This window comes from Paenibacillus sp. PvR133 (assembly GCF_017833155.1).
GTDB lineage: Bacteria > Bacillota > Bacilli > Paenibacillales > Paenibacillaceae > Paenibacillus > Paenibacillus polymyxa_B.
The window spans coordinates 5708558-5725701 of the sequence record NZ_JAFIBS010000001.1 but is presented as its reverse complement, the minus strand read 5'-3'; the positions used below and the strand labels follow the sequence as shown (position 1 = coordinate 5725701).

The following is a 17144-nucleotide window of genomic DNA, read 5'->3' as shown; positions in this document are numbered from 1 at the left end:
TGATATAATCGGAAACGAACTAGCCCTAGCACTAGGGACTGATGGGCTACTAGCTCGATGGAGAAGGTAAAACAGGATGAGATTTCAACGAGAGATACTGTTTCATTATCGAAGCCATTTTTCATTCATCACTATGCTAGCGCTTCCCATTTCTTTCCTAGTTCTGCTGTGGATGGCCTACGGCTCGTATATGGACGGAGAACGTACCGTAATTGAACAGCAGCAGCAGCAATTGCTAACGATTGCCAAGTTAAATAGCACGTCTATTGAATCTTTTTTCGACGAACAAATGCACACGATGCAAATATTGGCAGGCAACCGGCAGATGTCGCTCGCCATAGCAAATAAGAATGAAGCTATGATTGACGAAAACCTATCTGCTTATTATACCGCCAAAAAAAATAGCATCTATCGGATTAGCCAGGTGAACCCGGAAGGGAGAGTGGTACACACTTTTCCCAAGCGCAATCGTGCGGATGCGATTAAAGCCTATGAATTAATCAAGGATGATATACAAAGGGTGCTGCGAGAAAAAAAACCGTTCATCGCAAGTGCCAAGCTGGAGAAGCAAGGCAATTATATTGTGCATCTGTTTCAGCCTGTTTATCTCGATGGGAAATTTCAAGGTGCGCTCATCAGTGTGGTAAATCTAAACGCTGTATATGAGAAGCTGTTGAAGCCAATTCGCGTGGGGACCAAGGGTTATATCCATGTCAAGGATCAGCAAGGCTACTATCTCATGCACCCGAGCGAAGAAAATATCGGGTTATCGCTATCAGCGATGAAGGCCAAATACCCGGGGCTTGATTACCACGACCTGGAGAAACTGTTCAAAATGCAGCTTACCCAGGAACAAGGCTCAGCTTTCTACCATTCGTACTGGTGGGGTGACAAATTCTATGCCAAGACGAAAAAGATCGAGGCATTTTCCCGTGTTCATCTCGGTGACTCGTTTTGGGTGGTTGCCGCCGCCATGAACTACGATGATGTGAGAGAACCGATTGCACAAAATCGAATTAAAACCATTGAGATTTTTTCAATGATCGTCCTGACGTTGGCTTGTGCCGTTTATATCATCATGAGGACGAAGAAAAATAAAGAGGCTCTGGAATACGAGACGAGGTATTTGCGGGAACTGAATAACAAAAACGAGCTGCTCCGAAAAAAGGATCTACAATTGCAGCACTCGCAGAAGCTACAGTTGATCGGCACGATATCAGGGGAAATCGCCCATGATTTTAATAATTTGCTAACTCCTATCAGAGGCTACGCAGAAATCATGCTTAGCAGGATAGAACCTACTGAAGAAATTTATGATTACGTCAGTGAGATTTATGATGCTTCCGAGAAAGCAAGATTGATAATCGAGGAAATCCTGCTATTGAGCCGGCTGGAGAGTGGAAAGGTCAAGAAAAACGCTCCGGTCAAAGTTGAAGAGCAGGTCGAAGAGGCACTGGGACTCATAAAATCCTTCCTCTCGCCCAAAGTGAATGCTGTGTTCAAAAAACGGGTAGATTCAGCCGTTATTTTTGCAAATAAAGTACAGATTCATCAAGTCATTATGAATCTTTGCAACAATGCCTATCAAGCAATGAAAACAACCGGTGGCGAACTAAAAATCATATTGGATACCATTCCCTTGCAAGAGGTAAAAAAAATCCGCGAGAACGTCTTGGAAGTCAGTGATTACGCTACTTTATCTGTCTCGGATACGGGGAGAGGGATGAGTGACGACACCTTGCAGAAAATCTTTGATCCTTTTTTCACAACCAAACCGACAGGAGAGGGTACGGGGCTTGGATTGTATATTGTCCAAAGCATTCTCGAAAAACATCAAGGATTTATTACCGTGGATTCGGAACTGGGCAAGGGTAGTACGTTTACGGTGTATCTGCCGAGAACGGAGTTTGTAGCAAAAGAGACAGAGATAAATAAGAACCCTGTGTTTACTGAACAAAAGCGCATTCTTTTGGTTGATGATAAACAGCGCGTATTGAAAGCGATGAGAAGAGGACTGGAATCTTATGGTTTCCACGTTGAGACAGAATCAGACAGTGTGGAAGCATTGCAGCAGTTTGAAAAGTCTCCAAACCATTACGATCTGGTCATTACGGATCAGGCAATGCCTTATCTGACGGGTACGGAATTGGCTGAACGTATCAAGGTAATCAACCCAAGTATGAAGATCATCCTGATTACCGGTTATGTCGAGGATCATGTGGTGGCATACAAGGAGAGATTGATCATTGATGAATACATGTGTAAGCCTGTAGCAGGTTCAGATATGGCACAAATGATTTATAAGGTTCTACAATCCTGAAGATGGAGAGTATCTAGCATCCAATTGGCAAAAGAGGTGTAGACATTGATTATTCAGCAAGTAGGCATGGCCGGCACACTGGAATCAAGCGATATTACGATTTCCATCGAGCCGAATGGGACGAAAGGTATTGAAATCGAGTTGAAAAGTACCGTAGAGAACCAGTTTGGGAACCAGATTCGCAAAGTGATTCTTGAAACATTACAAGAAATGGGCATTGAACATGCATATGTTCGAGCGAATGATAAAGGCGCACTGGATTGCGCCATTAAGGCTAGAGTAATGACAGCCGTAAGCAGAGTGGTCGAGGGCGACTGCCGACCATGGGAGGCGGAATAGATGCAGAAACTGAGAAGGACCATGTTGTATGTTCCAGGGAATAACCCTGGGATGATCCGGGACGCCCATATCTATGGGGCAGATTCGATTATGATCGACCTTGAGGATTCCGTTTCCCTATACGAAAAAGATGCGGCACGTTTGCTGGTTTACCAGGCTTTGAAAACTTTTGATTTCGGGGGCATCGAGGTGCTGGTCAGGGTAAACCCACTCAATACGCCGTATGGCAGAGAAGATTTTGAAGCGATTGTACGAGCGAAGCCAACTGCCATTCGATTGCCGAAAACGGAGACCGCCGATGACGTGATTGAGGCGGATGAATTGATTACCGAAATTGAACAAAAGATCGGCATGGAGCATGGGACAATCAAGCTTTTTGCAGCGGTTGAGAGTGGCAAGGGCGCATTGAATGCGGGGCAAATTGCGGTTGCCAGCAAGCGGCTTATCGGCATCGCCATTGGAGCGGAGGATTTTGTTACAGATCTGAAGACAACGCGCTCGCCAGAAGGCATTGAGCTATTGACAGCACGAAGCCTTATATTATTTGCGGCAAGAGCTGCTGGCATTGCTGCTGTCGATACAGTCTACTCGGATGTAAATAATGAGGAAGGCTTTGCGAGCGAGGTGAAGCTGATCAAACAGCTAGGTTTTGATGGCAAATCCATTATTAACCCACGTCAGATCGAGATTGTAAACCGCATTTATACGCCAACAGAAGCAGAGATCAAAAAATCAAAGCGAATCGTTGAGGCCAGTCTCGAAGCGGAGGCAAAAGGCTCAGGTGTGATCAGTCTCGACGGTAAAATGATTGACCGTCCGATTGTAGAACGTGCACGTAGAGTAATTGACCTGGCGGAAGCGGCAAAAATAAACGTAGAGTAAGGTGAATGTTATGCTAAATGGTGCTGGGAGAGAAATTCCTCTAGCTATTGAGGGATTTGATGCGATAACTCCTTTTGATCGCAAATCGACTTACGGGCAATTTAAAAATATAGAGCGGTTAAAAGACCGCCAGCGAAATCCTGCCAAAAACAAAATCGTTGATTCGATGGAGAAAGCCATTGAAGCTACGGGCTTGCGTAATGGAATGACGATCTCGTTCCACCACCATTTCCGCAACGGGGACTTTATCGTGAATATGGTTATGGATAAAATCGCCAAAATGGGTATTCGTGATCTTGTCCTGGCAGCCAGCTCCTTGACGGATATTCATGCGCCGTTGGTAAGGCATGTGCGAAACGGTGTCATCCGCAGAATCGAGACCAGTGGCCTTAGAGGCGAGCTGGCTCAGGCATATTCCTACGGATTGTTTGATATTCCGGTGACGATTAACTCTCACGGTGGTCGCGCAAGAGCGATTGCATCAGGGGAATGCCCGATTGACGTAGCCTTTTTGGGCGCTCCTTCATGCGATGCATACGGCAATGCAAACGGAACTTCCAGCGTAAACGAAGCTCCATCGGCATGCGGCTCCCTGGGTTATGCCATGGTAGATGCACAGTATGCGAGCAATGTTGTGATGATCACTGACAATTTGGTCTCCTATCCGAACACTCCATTCGCCATTCCTGAAACCCAGGTGGATTATGTGGTCATCGTGGATCGTATCGGTGATCAGAAGGGGATTATCTCAGGGGCTACCCGTTACACGAAGAATCCGAAGGAACTGTTAATTGCCAAAAACGCTGCAGATGTGATTGAAGCATCCGGATATTTCGTGGATGGATTCTCTTTGCAAACCGGCTCCGGGGGTGCTGCGCTTGCAACTACCAGATTTCTGCGGGAAAAAATGCTTGCCGCCAATATCAAGGCAAGCTTTGCGCTGGGTGGTATTACCCAACAAATCGTTGACCTGCATGAAGAAGGATTGATTGAAAAGCTTTTGGACGTGCAGAGCTTCGACCTGCGTGCCGTAGAATCGTTGACAAAGAACAAATTCCATCAACAAATTTGTGCGGAATATTATGCAAGCCCTGAAAATATAGGCTGTGCTGCTCACCAACTGGATGTTGTTGTGCTAAGTGCGCTGGAGATTGATCTGAATTTTAATGTGAACGTAATTACTGGGTCCGATGGGGTCATCCGTGGAGCTTCCGGGGGACACTGCGACACTGCCGCAGGCGCTGCAGTATCCATCATCGTCGCTCCGCTGATTCGCGGAAGAATGCCTGCCATTCTTGATCGTGTAAATACCATTATCACACCAGGCCATACGGTTGACGTACTGGTTACCGATCAGGGCATCGCTGTGAACCCTCTCCGTCCAGATCTCCTGGCTAGCTTCAAAGCCGCCAAGCTCCCTGTCTTCACGATCGAAGAGTTGCAAGAGAAGGCTACGCGGATTGTCGGCAAACCAGAGTCGATTCAATGGGAAGATAAAATTGTGGGGGTTATCAAATATCGTGATGGTTCTGTAATTGATGTAATTCGTCAAGTGAAACAAGGAGCGCTAAAATTATAAACCAAAGGAGGAAGTATTGAGCAGCTGCTCAGTACAAACAAACTTATGAGTATAAAAGAAACCGCCTTACAGGCACACCGCGTAAGAAACGGTAAGCTGGAGATTGTAGGGACAGTACCGGTCGTAAGCAAACAGGATTTAGCGATAGCTTATACACCTGGCGTTGCCGAGCCATGCAAGGAAATCGCCAAAGATAAGAGCAAAGCCTATGAATACACGATTAAAGGGAGCACCGTGGCGATTCTAACGAATGGGACAGCAGTGCTGGGTCTGGGGGATATTGGCCCTGAGGCAGGGCTGCCTGTCATTGAGGGCAAGGCCTTGTTGCTCAAAGAATTTGGTGGAGTGAATGCGTTCCCTATCTGTATCGACAGCACTGATCCAGACGAGTTTGTGCGCACGGTTGAAGTGATCGCCCCAGGTTTTGGAGGCATTCATCTTGAAGACATCAAGGCGCCAGAATGCTTCTATATTGAAGACAAATTAAAAGAAAAACTGAACATTCCGGTTTATCATGATGATCAGCATGGAACGGCAGTTGCTGTGCTTGCAGGGTTATTTAATGCCTTAAAACTTGTGGGCAAAAAAATGGAGGATGTGCGCATCCTCATCAATGGAGCAGGAGCTTCGGGTATTGCCACCGCCAAGCTATTGCTTGTTGCAGGAGCGAAGCGTATGGTTCTCTGCGATATTAATGGTGCCTTGGTCGAAGGCGACACCTCTCTCAATGAACCTCAGCAGCAAATCGCCAAGCTGACGAATCGCGATAAAGAAACAGGCAGTCTTGCAGAAGTTATCAAAGGCAAGGACATCTTTATCGGCTTATCGGTTGCAGATGTGATGACAAAAGAAATGGTGCAAACCATGAGCAATGAAAGCATCATTTTTGCCCTTGCCAATCCAATTCCAGAAATTTTGCCGGAGGAAGCACACAAAGGCGGAGCAAGAATTGTTGCGACCGGCAGATCGGATTTTCACAACCAAATCAATAACCTGCTGGCATTCCCCGGTATTTTCAGAGGCACGTTTGATGCCAAAGCCACGGACATCACGATGGAAATGAAATTAGCGGCAGCCAGAAGCATTGCAGAACTGGTAACAGATGAGGAGCTTGATGATACCTATATCGTTCCAGATTCGATTGACAAAAGAGTAAGTGCAGCAGTTAGTAAAGCAGTAAAAATCGTCGCAGAACAAAGCGGTGTTGTAAGAAAATAAAGACATTGTCTTTTCAGAACAAATAAACAGGATGCGCATCCTATCCTTTCGCTTACAGAGTGTGGGATGCGTCATTCTGTTTATTCTGACTTCCATGCAGAAAACGGTGATCATTATGGCTATGTGGATGGAACATTTGCGTGAAGAGATTTTAAATCCAACCTCTGAAGACGCTCAAAGAAAGCTTCGCGATTTCCTCAAGCGCCAAGGTCTTACAATAGACCATCAAATTGAATATACGCTGGAAATTATAGATGGCAGCGACATTGCCGCTACAGGTTCCTTTTCAGGCAGTGTACTAAAGTGCATTGCTGTGGATGAAGCTTATAAAGACCAGGGGCTATCGGCACAAATCGTTAGCCATTTAGTAAATGAAGAATACAGGCGGGGAAGGGCTCACTTGTTTATTTATACAAAACCTGTAAATAAACAAATTTTTAAGGAACTCGGCTTTTATCCAATCGTGGAGGAATCCTCCAAGGCTGTCTTGTTGGAAAACCGATGGGATGGTGTCCAGCAGTATCAGCAAGAGCTTTTGCAGGAATCGGGCGATCTCGTGCCTTCGGCTGTGATTGTCATGAACTGTAATCCATTTACACTTGGACATCTGCATTTAATCGAGCATGCAGCAGCGGTTTGGGAAAAGGTACATCTTTTTGTAGTCTGGGAGGACCAATCCATTTTTCCATCAGATGTTAGATACAGACTAGTGGAAGAAGGCGTGAGACATTTGGCCAATGTGGTCTTGCACAAAGGCAAAGACTATATCATCTCGGGCGCAACGTTTCCTTCTTACTTTCTCAAAAATGATGAAGAGGCAGCAAGTACGCATATATTACTAGATTTAAAAATATTTAGCCAGTATATAGCTCCGTTGCTAAATATTCAAAAACGGTATATCGGTCAGGAGCCAAGCTGTGACTTGACCCGCAGGTACAACACGATCATGAAAAAAATACTGCCTTCCGTTGGAATCGAGGTAGAGGAAATACCGCGACTGCTATGGAAAGGGGAGGCAATCAGCGCCTCTGCGGTCCGTAAATATATCCGTCTGGGTCAAATGGATAAAGTGAAGAAGCTTGTACCGGACACGACCTATCAATTTTTATTGTCAATGGAAGCTGGAGAAATTATCAGGCGTATCAGGGAGATGTCATAACATGTACTCATATGAGGTTACCCTTGAAGAAATGCTACAGGCACGCGAAAACCGGGTAGATAGACAAAGACAACTGATCAGCAGGTACACGGTACCTCTGATCAGCATGACGATCAATATCCCGGGACCACAGAAGTCCTCTCCAACTAGTAAATACGTTTTTCATGAAGGCTATCGTATCTTGATGAGTCAGCTGGCGGTGAACCAAATGACACCGCTGCACAGTGAAACGTATGATCTGCTAACAGGCCCAGAAGCATATGTTGCCGTTCAGGCAGACGCGCGAATATTGAAAAATTTGGTCATCGCGATTGAAGATGGGCATCCACTAGGAAGATTACTGGATCTGGATGTAATTGGACCCAATGGAAGGGCAATCTCCAGAGATGAACTTGGCTTGGGGAAGCGAAAATGTCTCATGTGCGAGCAGGCTGCGCATGGTTGTGGACGGAGTAGAGCACATGCACTTCCCGAATTGCTGGAAGCTATCAAAGCATTGGTGGACAGTTATACGCGAAAGCAACAAGTAGTCAAACGAGCATGATCGTTCATCATCATTAAAAAATCCAGAGAAGAAGGTTGTTAGTATGTATGATTGCAACAAGCCTATTAAGTGAAAGCCTTGGTCAACAGGCTGTCCTTGCGCTGCTAACAGAGGTCTCCGCCAGCCCAAAGCCGGGACTCGTAGATCGGTTTAATCGTGGTGCTCACAAGGATATGGACTTCTTTACGTTTATGTCTAGTGCGGCCGCACTTTCCGGCCATTTTGAAAGATGTACAAAGGCGGGTGGTTCCTTTCATGGAGAGGATCTCCGTATACTATTTGCGAATCTACGCCCCTTGGGACAGGAAGCAGAACAGGCTATGTTTGCCGCAACAGGCGGGGTGAACACACATAAAGGTCTTATTTTTTCGCTAGGAATTATTTGTGCCGCTGCCGCGTATTGTTGTACGACACGAGCAACTGCTAGCAGGCTGGATGAACAAGTAATTTGTGAGACCATTGCTCAGATGACCAAAGGTTTATGTGCGAGTGAGCTTGCATCCCTAAAAAAATCAACAGGCTTAACGGTCGGCGAACGGTTATATAAAGAGTGGGGCATGACTGGCATACGTGGCGAGGTGGAAGCAGGCTTTCCCACCGTGCGAGAGTATGCTCTGCCCGTCTATCGTGAGTTGAAGTCATCGCAACGATACCATGTGAATGATATCTGTGTTCAAACCCTGTTACAACTGATGGTTGTCAACGAAGATACGAATGTCGTTGGTAGACACGATAGGGAGATGCTAACCTATGTCCAGCAATATGCCAAGCAGGCGCTAGAGGCGGGCGGTATCTTGTCAGAGAGAGGTGTCGCCATGATTCATCAAATGAACGATGATTTTGTGCAAAAAAATGTTAGTCCGGGTGGTTCCGCTGATTTACTGGCAGTCACAATCATGTTGGAATATTTATGTCTAGCACCACCTGCAATATAACGGCAATGTGGTTCATAGCCGACCTATTTTAATGAAAAAGGGTTGTCCCCAAAGTGATATGTCCCCCTCAAAACAGACAGGTTAATTCGTAAAAACCTACTGCTGTAAGAGGGGTTTTTTTATGAAAAGAGATAATTGTGAATGATGCTGTGTAGAAGTGAGCCTTGAGGCCTTTCATATATGAAAACCTGCATAATAGGAAATAAGGTTGGATTTTTATGGTTAAATATGTTACGCTTACTTTCCTTTTTTTGTGTCGGAGCAAGTGGATGATGCAGAAATAGAGACTTGATATTCTTAGGAGGTAACTGAAATGGAGAATGAGTTTCAAAGTGCCTATCAAGAAGAACAGCACAGGCTGTCGCTTGCTATGGAGGAAATTGATCGGAGATTGGAACGGCTTCGCAATACGCCGGTATACACTGGGCATGATTTTACGGAGCAAGTGCTGGAATCGGCACGGGAGGAAAAACGTCAGGCTTTGGCCAAAAGCTCGCAGGAGCCTTATTTTGGTCGTATGGATTTTGACGAGCGTGGCAGAGGGCAGCGGAAGCCGCTTTATATCGGTAAAATTGGAGTGGAGCGTGAAGAAACGTCAGCGTATCCGCTGGTGATTGATTGGCGTGCACCGATTGCCAGCTTATTTTATTCGTTTACAGGTGGTGAAGAAACCGCGTCCTACGAAGCTCCCGAGGGAACTATTGAGGGTTTGGTCTATTTGAAGCGCAACGTTGTTATTCGGAAAAGAATCCTGGAGCGGGTAGCCGATACGTATAATCGTGAAAGCGACGAGCCTGCCGTTTCCGATGAGTTTCTCGTTTATCGTTTGGGTGAAAACAAGGATAACCGTTTACGTGATATCGTATCTACCATTCAGGCGGAGCAGGATCAGATCATCCGCGCGGCTAAAAATACTGCCCTCGTTATTCAGGGGGTAGCGGGTAGTGGCAAGACGACGGTAGCGCTGCATCGTCTCGCATTTTTGCTGTATCAATACAAGGATCAGGTATCGGCGGACAAAATGGTGATTTTCGCACCAAACCATATGTTTCTCGACTATATTTCAGATGTACTTCCAGAGCTGGGGGTCGGGAATATTCAGCAAAGTACATTTGCAGACTGGGCATTGGACTTGTTGGGTTTGGATTTACCTTTGGCTGATCCTGCCGAAACGTTATCTTATTGGTTTGAGAGTGGCAGTCTGAGAAAGGAATCCATGGATGAGGCGCCGGGAAGATTCAAGGGCTCGGTTCACTTTATGGAGTTGCTTCAAGCTTTTGTTGAACGACTGGAGCCCATCTCCGTGCCTGAGGGGGATTTTTCACCATGGGATGGAGCGGTGCTGCCACAAGCTGAGATTTTGAATTGGTTTAATGAGGAATATAAGCCTTATCCGCTCGCGAAGCGGAAGGAGCGTGTGCTGGCAAGAGTGCACCGCTGGATTGAAATGGAACTGAAAAAGTCGCCTTCGGCGGCAGCGCTCAAGGAACGCAAGAAAAAGGCAGGGACACGGGAAAAGGCATATGCTAAAAAATGGCCACAATATGACGCACTGACGCTCTATAAGCAGCTTTTTCAGGCAGCTAAAGGGTTACCCGCAGATACGGCTGCGGAGATGAAGGCTTCTCTGCCGACTGCTATTTTTAAGACCACACAGTCGGACCTGCGAAAACAGATTATCCGTGAAGAAGATCTGACTGCGTTAGTGTATCTTCACGTGCTGATTCATGAGGTAGAGTCATCTCAACGTTTTGACCATGTGGTCATAGATGAAGCGCAGGATTTTTCACCTTTTCATATCGCATTGCTGGATTTGTTCGTGAAAGGGCATTCCTTCACTATACTGGGCGATTTATCGCAGGGCATTCATGAATACCGTGGCGTACATGCGTGGGAGGAAATGAGTTCTCTTTTTGCGCCGGAACATACAGGGTATTTTGCACTTACGCGGAGCTATAGATCAACCTTGGAAATTATAGAATTTGCAAACACAATTTTGGAGCAGGGAGTTCGCGGCGGTATTACGGCAGTTCCGGTATTTCGTAGTGGCGATCCGGTGCGTACGATGTCTTACGACTCATCGGTGCGTGAGCAGAGTTTGCTCACCGCTCTAAAAGAGCTGTCCTCCAAGGAGTATCGTACTGTTTCTGTGCTGACTCGTACCTTAAAAGAGGCTGTGGAGCTACATGAGGTTTTCACAAGCGCGGGGTTGGATGTGAATTTGATTGACGGTGGTAAAAAGCAATATGAAGGCGGATTGTCGGTACTGCCTGTGTACCTATCCAAAGGTCTGGAGTTCGATGCAGTTATTGTGGCGGATGCCGACCATGAGCATTATGGAGAACGGGCATGGGATGCCAAGCTGCTGTATGTAGGATGTACCCGTGCGCTGCATGAGCTGTGGCTATTGCATGATGGCTCACTTCCTAGTTACGTACAGGCACAGACGGAGTAAACAGAAAAGCGTTGTAAAGCATCGCCTGAGTTGTTGTATTCCTTTTTGTTTACTGTTTATCTTAGTGATGGAAATTAGGAAGTCATGTCAGTCGAAGAACAGCCACGAAATTCATCTTTCGTCTAAGGCTGTTCTTTCTTTTTTTGTGGGCGACTGACTTGGAGATCTACAGCTGTGCCGTGACCATGCTATCTGCAACTTGTTAACGGATATGGTAGAATAAGAGGCGGTTTACACCGTATCAGGATTATAGATGACTTGAATTTTCATGATTTTCAACCGTATGAGCGAACATAATATAGTATGTTTTCAAAGAAAAAGAGAAAGTGTTCGTTCATAAACCATAAGGAAGTGAATGAAATGGACTTATTTTCATATTCCCAAGAGTCAACGCCAAGCAATCGGTTGCTTGCGGATCGCTTGCGTCCGACTTCGCTGGATGAATATATTGGACAGGAGCATGTTGTGGGTCCGGGTAAGCTGTTGCGAAGAGCTATAGAGGCAGATCAGGTTTCTTCTATTTTGTTGTACGGACCACCGGGGTGCGGCAAAACAACGCTGGCACATATCATCTCACAACACACGCAAGGAGATTTTGTACGTCTGAATGCTGTAGAAGCATCTGTGAAAGACGTAAGAGAAGTCATTGACCGGGCACAGACGAATAAATCGATGTATGGCAAAAAAACCATTTTGTTTCTCGACGAGGTACATCGTTTTAACAGTTCACGTCAGGATGCACTGCTGCCTGCGGTGGAAAAGGGCACGATCGTGTTTATTGGCGCCACCACTGAAAATCCCTTTCACTACGTCAACGGCGCTTTAATGAGCCGTTCTACGCTGTTCCAGCTTGAAGCGCTAACGCAGGAGCATTCGCTGGCTGCTATGCGCCGCGCCTTGAGCGATGCGGACAAAGGGCTCGGCTACATGCAGCTTCAGGTAGATGAAGCTGCACTGGCTCACATCGCGTCCATGGCGAATGGTGATATCCGCCGCGCTTTGAACGCGCTGGAACTGGCGGCGCTCACGACGCCTCCGCTGGCAGACGGCACGATTCACGTGACACTGGAAGTCGCAGAGGAATCCATCCGTCGCCCGATTGTCAAAGCAGATGAATCCACACAGTATGACGTGCTGTCGGCCTTTCACAAAAGCATACGCGGCTCTAGCGACGCCGCGCTGTTCTGGTTCCTGTACGCCGTAGAAAAGCTCGGTATGGACCCGATGACCTTTATCCGCCGCCTCATCGCGGCGAGCAGTGAGGACATTGGCCTGGCGAACCCGCAGGCAATGGTGCAAGCGGTGAGTGCGCTTGAAGCTTATCGCAATAACGGCTGGCCCGAGGCCAAACTGAACATTGCACAGGCCATTTTGTTTGCCGTGGAAAGCCCCAAATCGAATGCCGTATATACAGCGATTTCACGGGCCATGTCGGCTATGGACGATATCAAATCGGCCGAGGTGCCACTCCATTTACGTGACGCACACTACAAAGGCTCGGAAAAGCTCGGTCATGTTGGCTATCAATATCCACATAATTATCCGAATCATTATGTGAAGCAGCAATATTTGCCCGATTCGATAGCAGACCAAACCTTCTACCAGGCTACTGAGCAGGGGAATGAATCCAAAATCAGGCAAAACCAGCGGTGGCGGGATTCCCAGTCTTAATATATATGTACGACTTAATATACAGAGTGTGTACGAAATCGTCACGTTACACCATGATCGTGCAAGAGCGAAGAAGGGGATAAGAAGATGAAAGACGTGCTATTCGTTGCCGCGGGCGGAGCGCTTGGAACCTCTACCCGTTATGGCCTGCAATCGCTGTTGCCTGCGGCGGGTGCGGATTTTCCACTTGGTGTGCTGCTAATCAATTGGATCGGCTGCCTGTTTCTGGGTTGGTTCTTTACGGTAACCTTGCGATCATGGCGGATCAAGCCGCGATTGCGACTTGCCATCGGAACAGGCTTTACAGGGGGCTTTACCACCTTTTCCACCTTTGCAGTGGATGCTGTCCGCCTCACGGTTCACGATCGTATGCTGACGGCTGTGTTGTACCTGCTGCTTAGCGTAGGCGGAGGGCTGTTTTTGACATGGACAGGTATCCGCCTAGGTACAAAAATGACGCAGGCTGCTCCCAAGGAGGAACGCTTATGATCTGGTGGGCGGCGGCAGGCGGGATTATGGGTACACTGGCGAGATACGGGCTTGGCATGTGGGCCGGAAAGAGGTTCGGTACCGTATTCCCGTGGGGGACGTGGATCATTAACATCAGCGGTTCATTGCTGCTGGGCTGGCTCTATGGCGAGTTTACGCAAAACCATTTGTCTCCTGCACTCTGGATGCTGCTAGGAACAGGTTTTTGTGGCGGCTACACCACCTTTTCCACATTTGGCTATGAATCTCTTCAACTGATGGAGCGTAAAGAATACCGACGCATGGCTACGTATGTACTGTCCTCTGTCGTGATAGGAGTTGTAGCTGCGGCTATCGGGTACAGAGTCAGTTAAACTCTATACATTTTCGAAATAACACGTAAAAATGCAATAAAAAGCTTCCAATCCCGACTCAAGGCATTCTCAGCCGTGATAAGGTTTCGGAAGCTTAGTGCTGTACCTATACAGCTATTTTTTATCTCGTTCTTTGTACAATTCAGGTAATAGGGATTCAAGTTCAGGTCTTGGATCAGGATCAGACAACTTCATTTCCTCCAGCGTTTGGACGGCAATCCGTAGCACAGTATAATCCCTATACCAACGGTTGTCTGAAGGAACGACATACCAAGGAGCTTGTTTGGTTGCGCTTAGCTCTAATACATCCTCATAATACTGGGTATATTGCTTCCAAAATTTTCGTTCCTGCAAGTCACTTGGATCGAGTTTCCAGTTTTTGTGAGGCTTTTCAATCCGGTCGATCAGCTTTTCTAACTGAAATTGCTTTGAAATATGTAAAAAGATTTTAACCACCTTTACACCATTATCCAGCAACAACTGTTCAAAATGCTTGATATGCTTAATATTCCGTTTGGCCTGCTTATCGGATATCTGTCCGTGAACACGTGTAATCAGCACATCCTCGTAATAAGAACGGTTAAATGCTGCAATATATCCACGTCCTGGGGTAACGCTATGAGCACGCCACAAGAAATCATGACTTAATTCCTCAGCCGTAGGTGATTTAAAGCTGTGGACAGTCACCCCCGCAGGGTTAAGGTTGGAAAATACCTGTTTGATGACGCCATCTTTGCCGCTGCAATCCATACCCTGAAATACAAACAAAACGGATTGTTTTTTCTCTGTAAATAATTTGCTTTGTAATTCCGTGAAGCGTTCCTTCAATTGATCTGTTTCCAGTCGGATTTCTTCTTTATTTTTGATATTCTTTGTATCCTTGGGGTCCCATTCTTTCAAAGAAACTTTTTTACCCGGTGTCAGCATTCCTAATGAATCAGACATAAAGGCACGCTCCTTTTCAATTGAAGTATGATCTTGTCTACATCATATACCCAAATGAGGATGTTATCAAAAGTTCCTTATGTATTAATGGTCTTTCAAGTTAATTCGAAAAGGATTACATAGGGAAGAAGTTAGAAGTCCCTTGTAGCGATCTTATTTAAATATGACGGTTCTTATTTTAAATGGGAGCATACCAATGGATTAAAAAAGGGACGTGCATACACCATGGAAAATTTTTTGCAAGGAATGTTTGTCCAGCATGACAGACATCATAAAGAGCAGATTATCAATTCTTTACAAGCCATTACTAAAAACATCTTTCATTAAAAAAGTCGCCTCCCAAATCTGGAGAGACGACTTTTTTAATTCCCTGCTATATCAATGCAAAATGGTCATTTTATTTAAACTGTTTCAGGCTGAAGTTTTTCAACCTTATCAATGGTTCCGCCACCCAGACAGCGTTCCCCGTCGTAAAATACAACAGCTTGTCCAGGCGTAATGGCCTTTTGATGTACATCGAATATGACATGCACGGTTCCATCCGCAAGCCATTGTAAAGTTACTTGCTGATCAGGTTGGCGATAACGGAACTTGGCTGTGCAACGGAATTCGCTGGTCGGACGAGTATCTGCGCCTTCAATCCAGTTCACGTCCGTTGCAATCAGGCTGGTAGAATACAGACTGTGGTGACGATCACCTTGTACCACATACAGAATATTCTTCTCCAGATCCTTATCCGCTACAAACCACGGTTCGCCTGAACCCGATCCGCCAATGCCCAAGCCTTGTCGTTGACCCAGTGTATAGTACATCAGACCATCGTGACGTCCTTTGACTTCACCAGTAGCGATATCCACCATGTCTCCACCTTTTGCAGGCAGATATCCACTCAGAAACTCCTTGAAATTACGCTCGCCGATAAAGCATACGCCTGTGCTGTCTTTCTTCTTGGCCGTATACAGTCCCGCAGCTTCCGCAATTTTACGTACTTCTGGTTTCGGCAGATGACCGATGGGAAACATCGCTCGGGACAACTGTGTTTGGCTTAATGCATTTAGGAAATAAGTCTGATCCTTGTTGCTATCCACACCTCGCAGCAAAGTAAAGTGGCCGTCTTCTTCCACAACCCGTGCATAATGTCCAGTAGCAACATAATCTGCTCCCAAATCCAGCGCTTTATTTAGAAACTCGCCGAATTTAATTTCACGGTTACACATGACATCCGGGTTGGGTGTGCGTCCAGCTTTATATTCATCAAGAAAATAGGAGAATACTTTATCGAAGTATTCTTTCTCAAAATTGACGGTATAGTAAGGAATGTCGATCTGTTCACAGACGCGGCGCACATCCTCCGCATCCTCCTCAGCCGTACAACGGCCAAATTCATCCGTGTCATCCCAGTTTTTCATGAAGATGCCGATTACGTCATAGCCCTGCTCCTTCAGCAGCAGCGCGGTAACGGATGAGTCGACGCCACCGGACATCCCGACGACGACACGGGTTTCATGATTGGCTTTAGCCATGGTCATCACCCAATTCTTTCAATATTGTTGTAGAACCCACCTATTATAACATAAACGATAATAAGATACGATGTTTGGACGATCAAACGACACGGCGAACGATGGAAGAAAGCTATATAAAATGGGCTAAAGCTGTTCCAAATCGCTCGAAAGCAACTTTTTTTAAGATTGTTACCGTAATGTTTCCCTTTACCTGCCCTAATATGTTAACATAAGCTGAGGGTTAGGATCGGAATAGAGAGGTTTACAACACCAGTTATTCCGCGTGTTTAACGGAATTGTTACTATAAGTGAGGTGGCACAATTGAAAATATCAACGAAAGGCCGTTATGGCCTGACCATTATGATGGAACTTGCAGCCAGGTTTGGCGAAGGTCCAACTTCTTTGAAAAGTATTGCTGAAAAAAATCAGTTGTCAGAGCATTATCTGGAACAGCTCATCGCGCCTTTGCGTAATGCAGGTTTGGTAAAAAGTATCCGTGGTGCTTACGGCGGTTATATTTTGGCGAATGAACCGGCAGGAGTAACAGCGGGAGACATCATTCGTGTACTGGAAGGTCCGATTTCTCCGGTCGATTTCACGGAAGAAGACGATCCGGCAAAACGTCAGCTCTGGCTGCGAATTCGTGACAGCATTGCTGAAGTGTTGGATTCTACTACACTTAAGGACTTGATCACATACCAAGAACATGATGAATTGGACAATTACATGTTCTATATTTGAGGTGGATT

The 17144-nt window shown here is 46.2% G+C and carries 15 protein-coding genes; 13 read left to right on the top strand and 2 right to left on the bottom strand.

Going from position 1 to position 17144, the window contains the following annotated elements:
- Window positions 1-76: 76 nt before the first annotated feature.
- From JOE49_RS24990 to crcB (JOE49_RS24935), 12 genes are all read left to right on the top strand, one after another.
- Window positions 77-2320: an ATP-binding protein gene (locus JOE49_RS24990; protein ID WP_209943375.1), complete on the top strand. Its 2244-nt coding sequence runs from the start codon at window positions 77-79 to the stop codon at window positions 2318-2320.
- 45 nt (window positions 2321-2365) lie between these two features.
- The gene (gene citD / locus JOE49_RS24985; protein WP_160789916.1) at window positions 2366-2659 is read left to right on the top strand and encodes a citrate lyase acyl carrier protein; all 294 of its coding nucleotides are present in this window, start codon (window positions 2366-2368) and stop codon (window positions 2657-2659) included.
- Entirely contained in the window at window positions 2660-3541 is an 882-nt protein-coding gene (gene citE / locus JOE49_RS24980; protein ID WP_209943373.1) for a citrate (pro-3S)-lyase subunit beta, read from the top strand.
- Between the two features lie 10 nt (window positions 3542-3551).
- Window positions 3552-5120 carry a citrate lyase subunit alpha gene (gene citF, locus JOE49_RS24975; protein ID WP_160789914.1) on the top strand — a complete coding sequence of 523 codons (1569 nt, stop codon included), beginning with the start codon at window positions 3552-3554 and terminating at the stop codon, window positions 5118-5120.
- 45 nt (window positions 5121-5165) lie between these two features.
- A complete protein-coding gene (locus JOE49_RS24970; protein WP_209943371.1) occupies window positions 5166-6338 on the top strand; it encodes an NAD(P)-dependent malic enzyme in 1173 nt (390 codons plus the stop codon).
- Between the two features lie 115 nt (window positions 6339-6453).
- Complete coding sequence (gene citC / locus JOE49_RS24965) at window positions 6454-7497, top strand: [citrate (pro-3S)-lyase] ligase (protein ID WP_245248485.1); 1044 nt, start codon at window positions 6454-6456, stop codon at window positions 7495-7497.
- Between the two features lies 1 nt (window position 7498).
- The gene (gene citX / locus JOE49_RS24960; protein WP_209943369.1) at window positions 7499-8041 is read left to right on the top strand and encodes a citrate lyase holo-[acyl-carrier protein] synthase; all 543 of its coding nucleotides are present in this window, start codon (window positions 7499-7501) and stop codon (window positions 8039-8041) included.
- A gap of 47 nt (window positions 8042-8088) precedes the next feature.
- Window positions 8089-8976 carry a triphosphoribosyl-dephospho-CoA synthase CitG gene (citG, locus tag JOE49_RS24955; RefSeq protein ID WP_209943367.1) on the top strand — a complete coding sequence of 296 codons (888 nt, stop codon included), beginning with the start codon at window positions 8089-8091 and terminating at the stop codon, window positions 8974-8976.
- 313 nt (window positions 8977-9289) lie between these two features.
- The gene (locus JOE49_RS24950; RefSeq protein WP_209943365.1) at window positions 9290-11431 is read left to right on the top strand and encodes a HelD family protein; all 2142 of its coding nucleotides are present in this window, start codon (window positions 9290-9292) and stop codon (window positions 11429-11431) included.
- 360 nt (window positions 11432-11791) lie between these two features.
- Window positions 11792-13102, top strand: coding sequence for a replication-associated recombination protein A (locus tag JOE49_RS24945; protein ID WP_023989915.1), 1311 nt, complete (start codon window positions 11792-11794; stop codon window positions 13100-13102).
- A gap of 87 nt (window positions 13103-13189) precedes the next feature.
- Window positions 13190-13591, top strand: a complete 402-nt coding sequence (gene crcB / locus JOE49_RS24940; RefSeq protein ID WP_023989914.1) for a fluoride efflux transporter CrcB — start codon at window positions 13190-13192, stop codon at window positions 13589-13591.
- Entirely contained in the window at window positions 13588-13944 is a 357-nt protein-coding gene (crcB, locus tag JOE49_RS24935; RefSeq protein WP_209943363.1) for a fluoride efflux transporter CrcB, read from the top strand. The genes crcB (JOE49_RS24940) and crcB (JOE49_RS24935) overlap by 4 nt, the downstream gene beginning before the upstream one ends.
- 114 nt (window positions 13945-14058) lie before the next feature.
- Here the strand turns inward: crcB (JOE49_RS24935) and JOE49_RS24930 are convergent, their stop codons facing one another.
- Window positions 14059-14889 carry a PPK2 family polyphosphate kinase gene (locus tag JOE49_RS24930; protein WP_023989912.1) on the bottom strand — a complete coding sequence of 277 codons (831 nt, stop codon included), beginning with the start codon at window positions 14887-14889 and terminating at the stop codon, window positions 14059-14061.
- Between the two features lie 401 nt (window positions 14890-15290).
- A complete protein-coding gene (gene mnmA / locus JOE49_RS24925) occupies window positions 15291-16412 on the bottom strand; it encodes a tRNA 2-thiouridine(34) synthase MnmA (RefSeq protein WP_023989910.1) in 1122 nt (373 codons plus the stop codon).
- A gap of 304 nt (window positions 16413-16716) precedes the next feature.
- Between mnmA and cymR the strand changes: the two genes are divergently transcribed.
- Window positions 16717-17136, top strand: a complete 420-nt coding sequence (cymR, locus tag JOE49_RS24920; RefSeq protein ID WP_013311532.1) for a cysteine metabolism transcriptional regulator CymR — start codon at window positions 16717-16719, stop codon at window positions 17134-17136.
- Window positions 17137-17144: the final 8 nt, after the last annotated feature.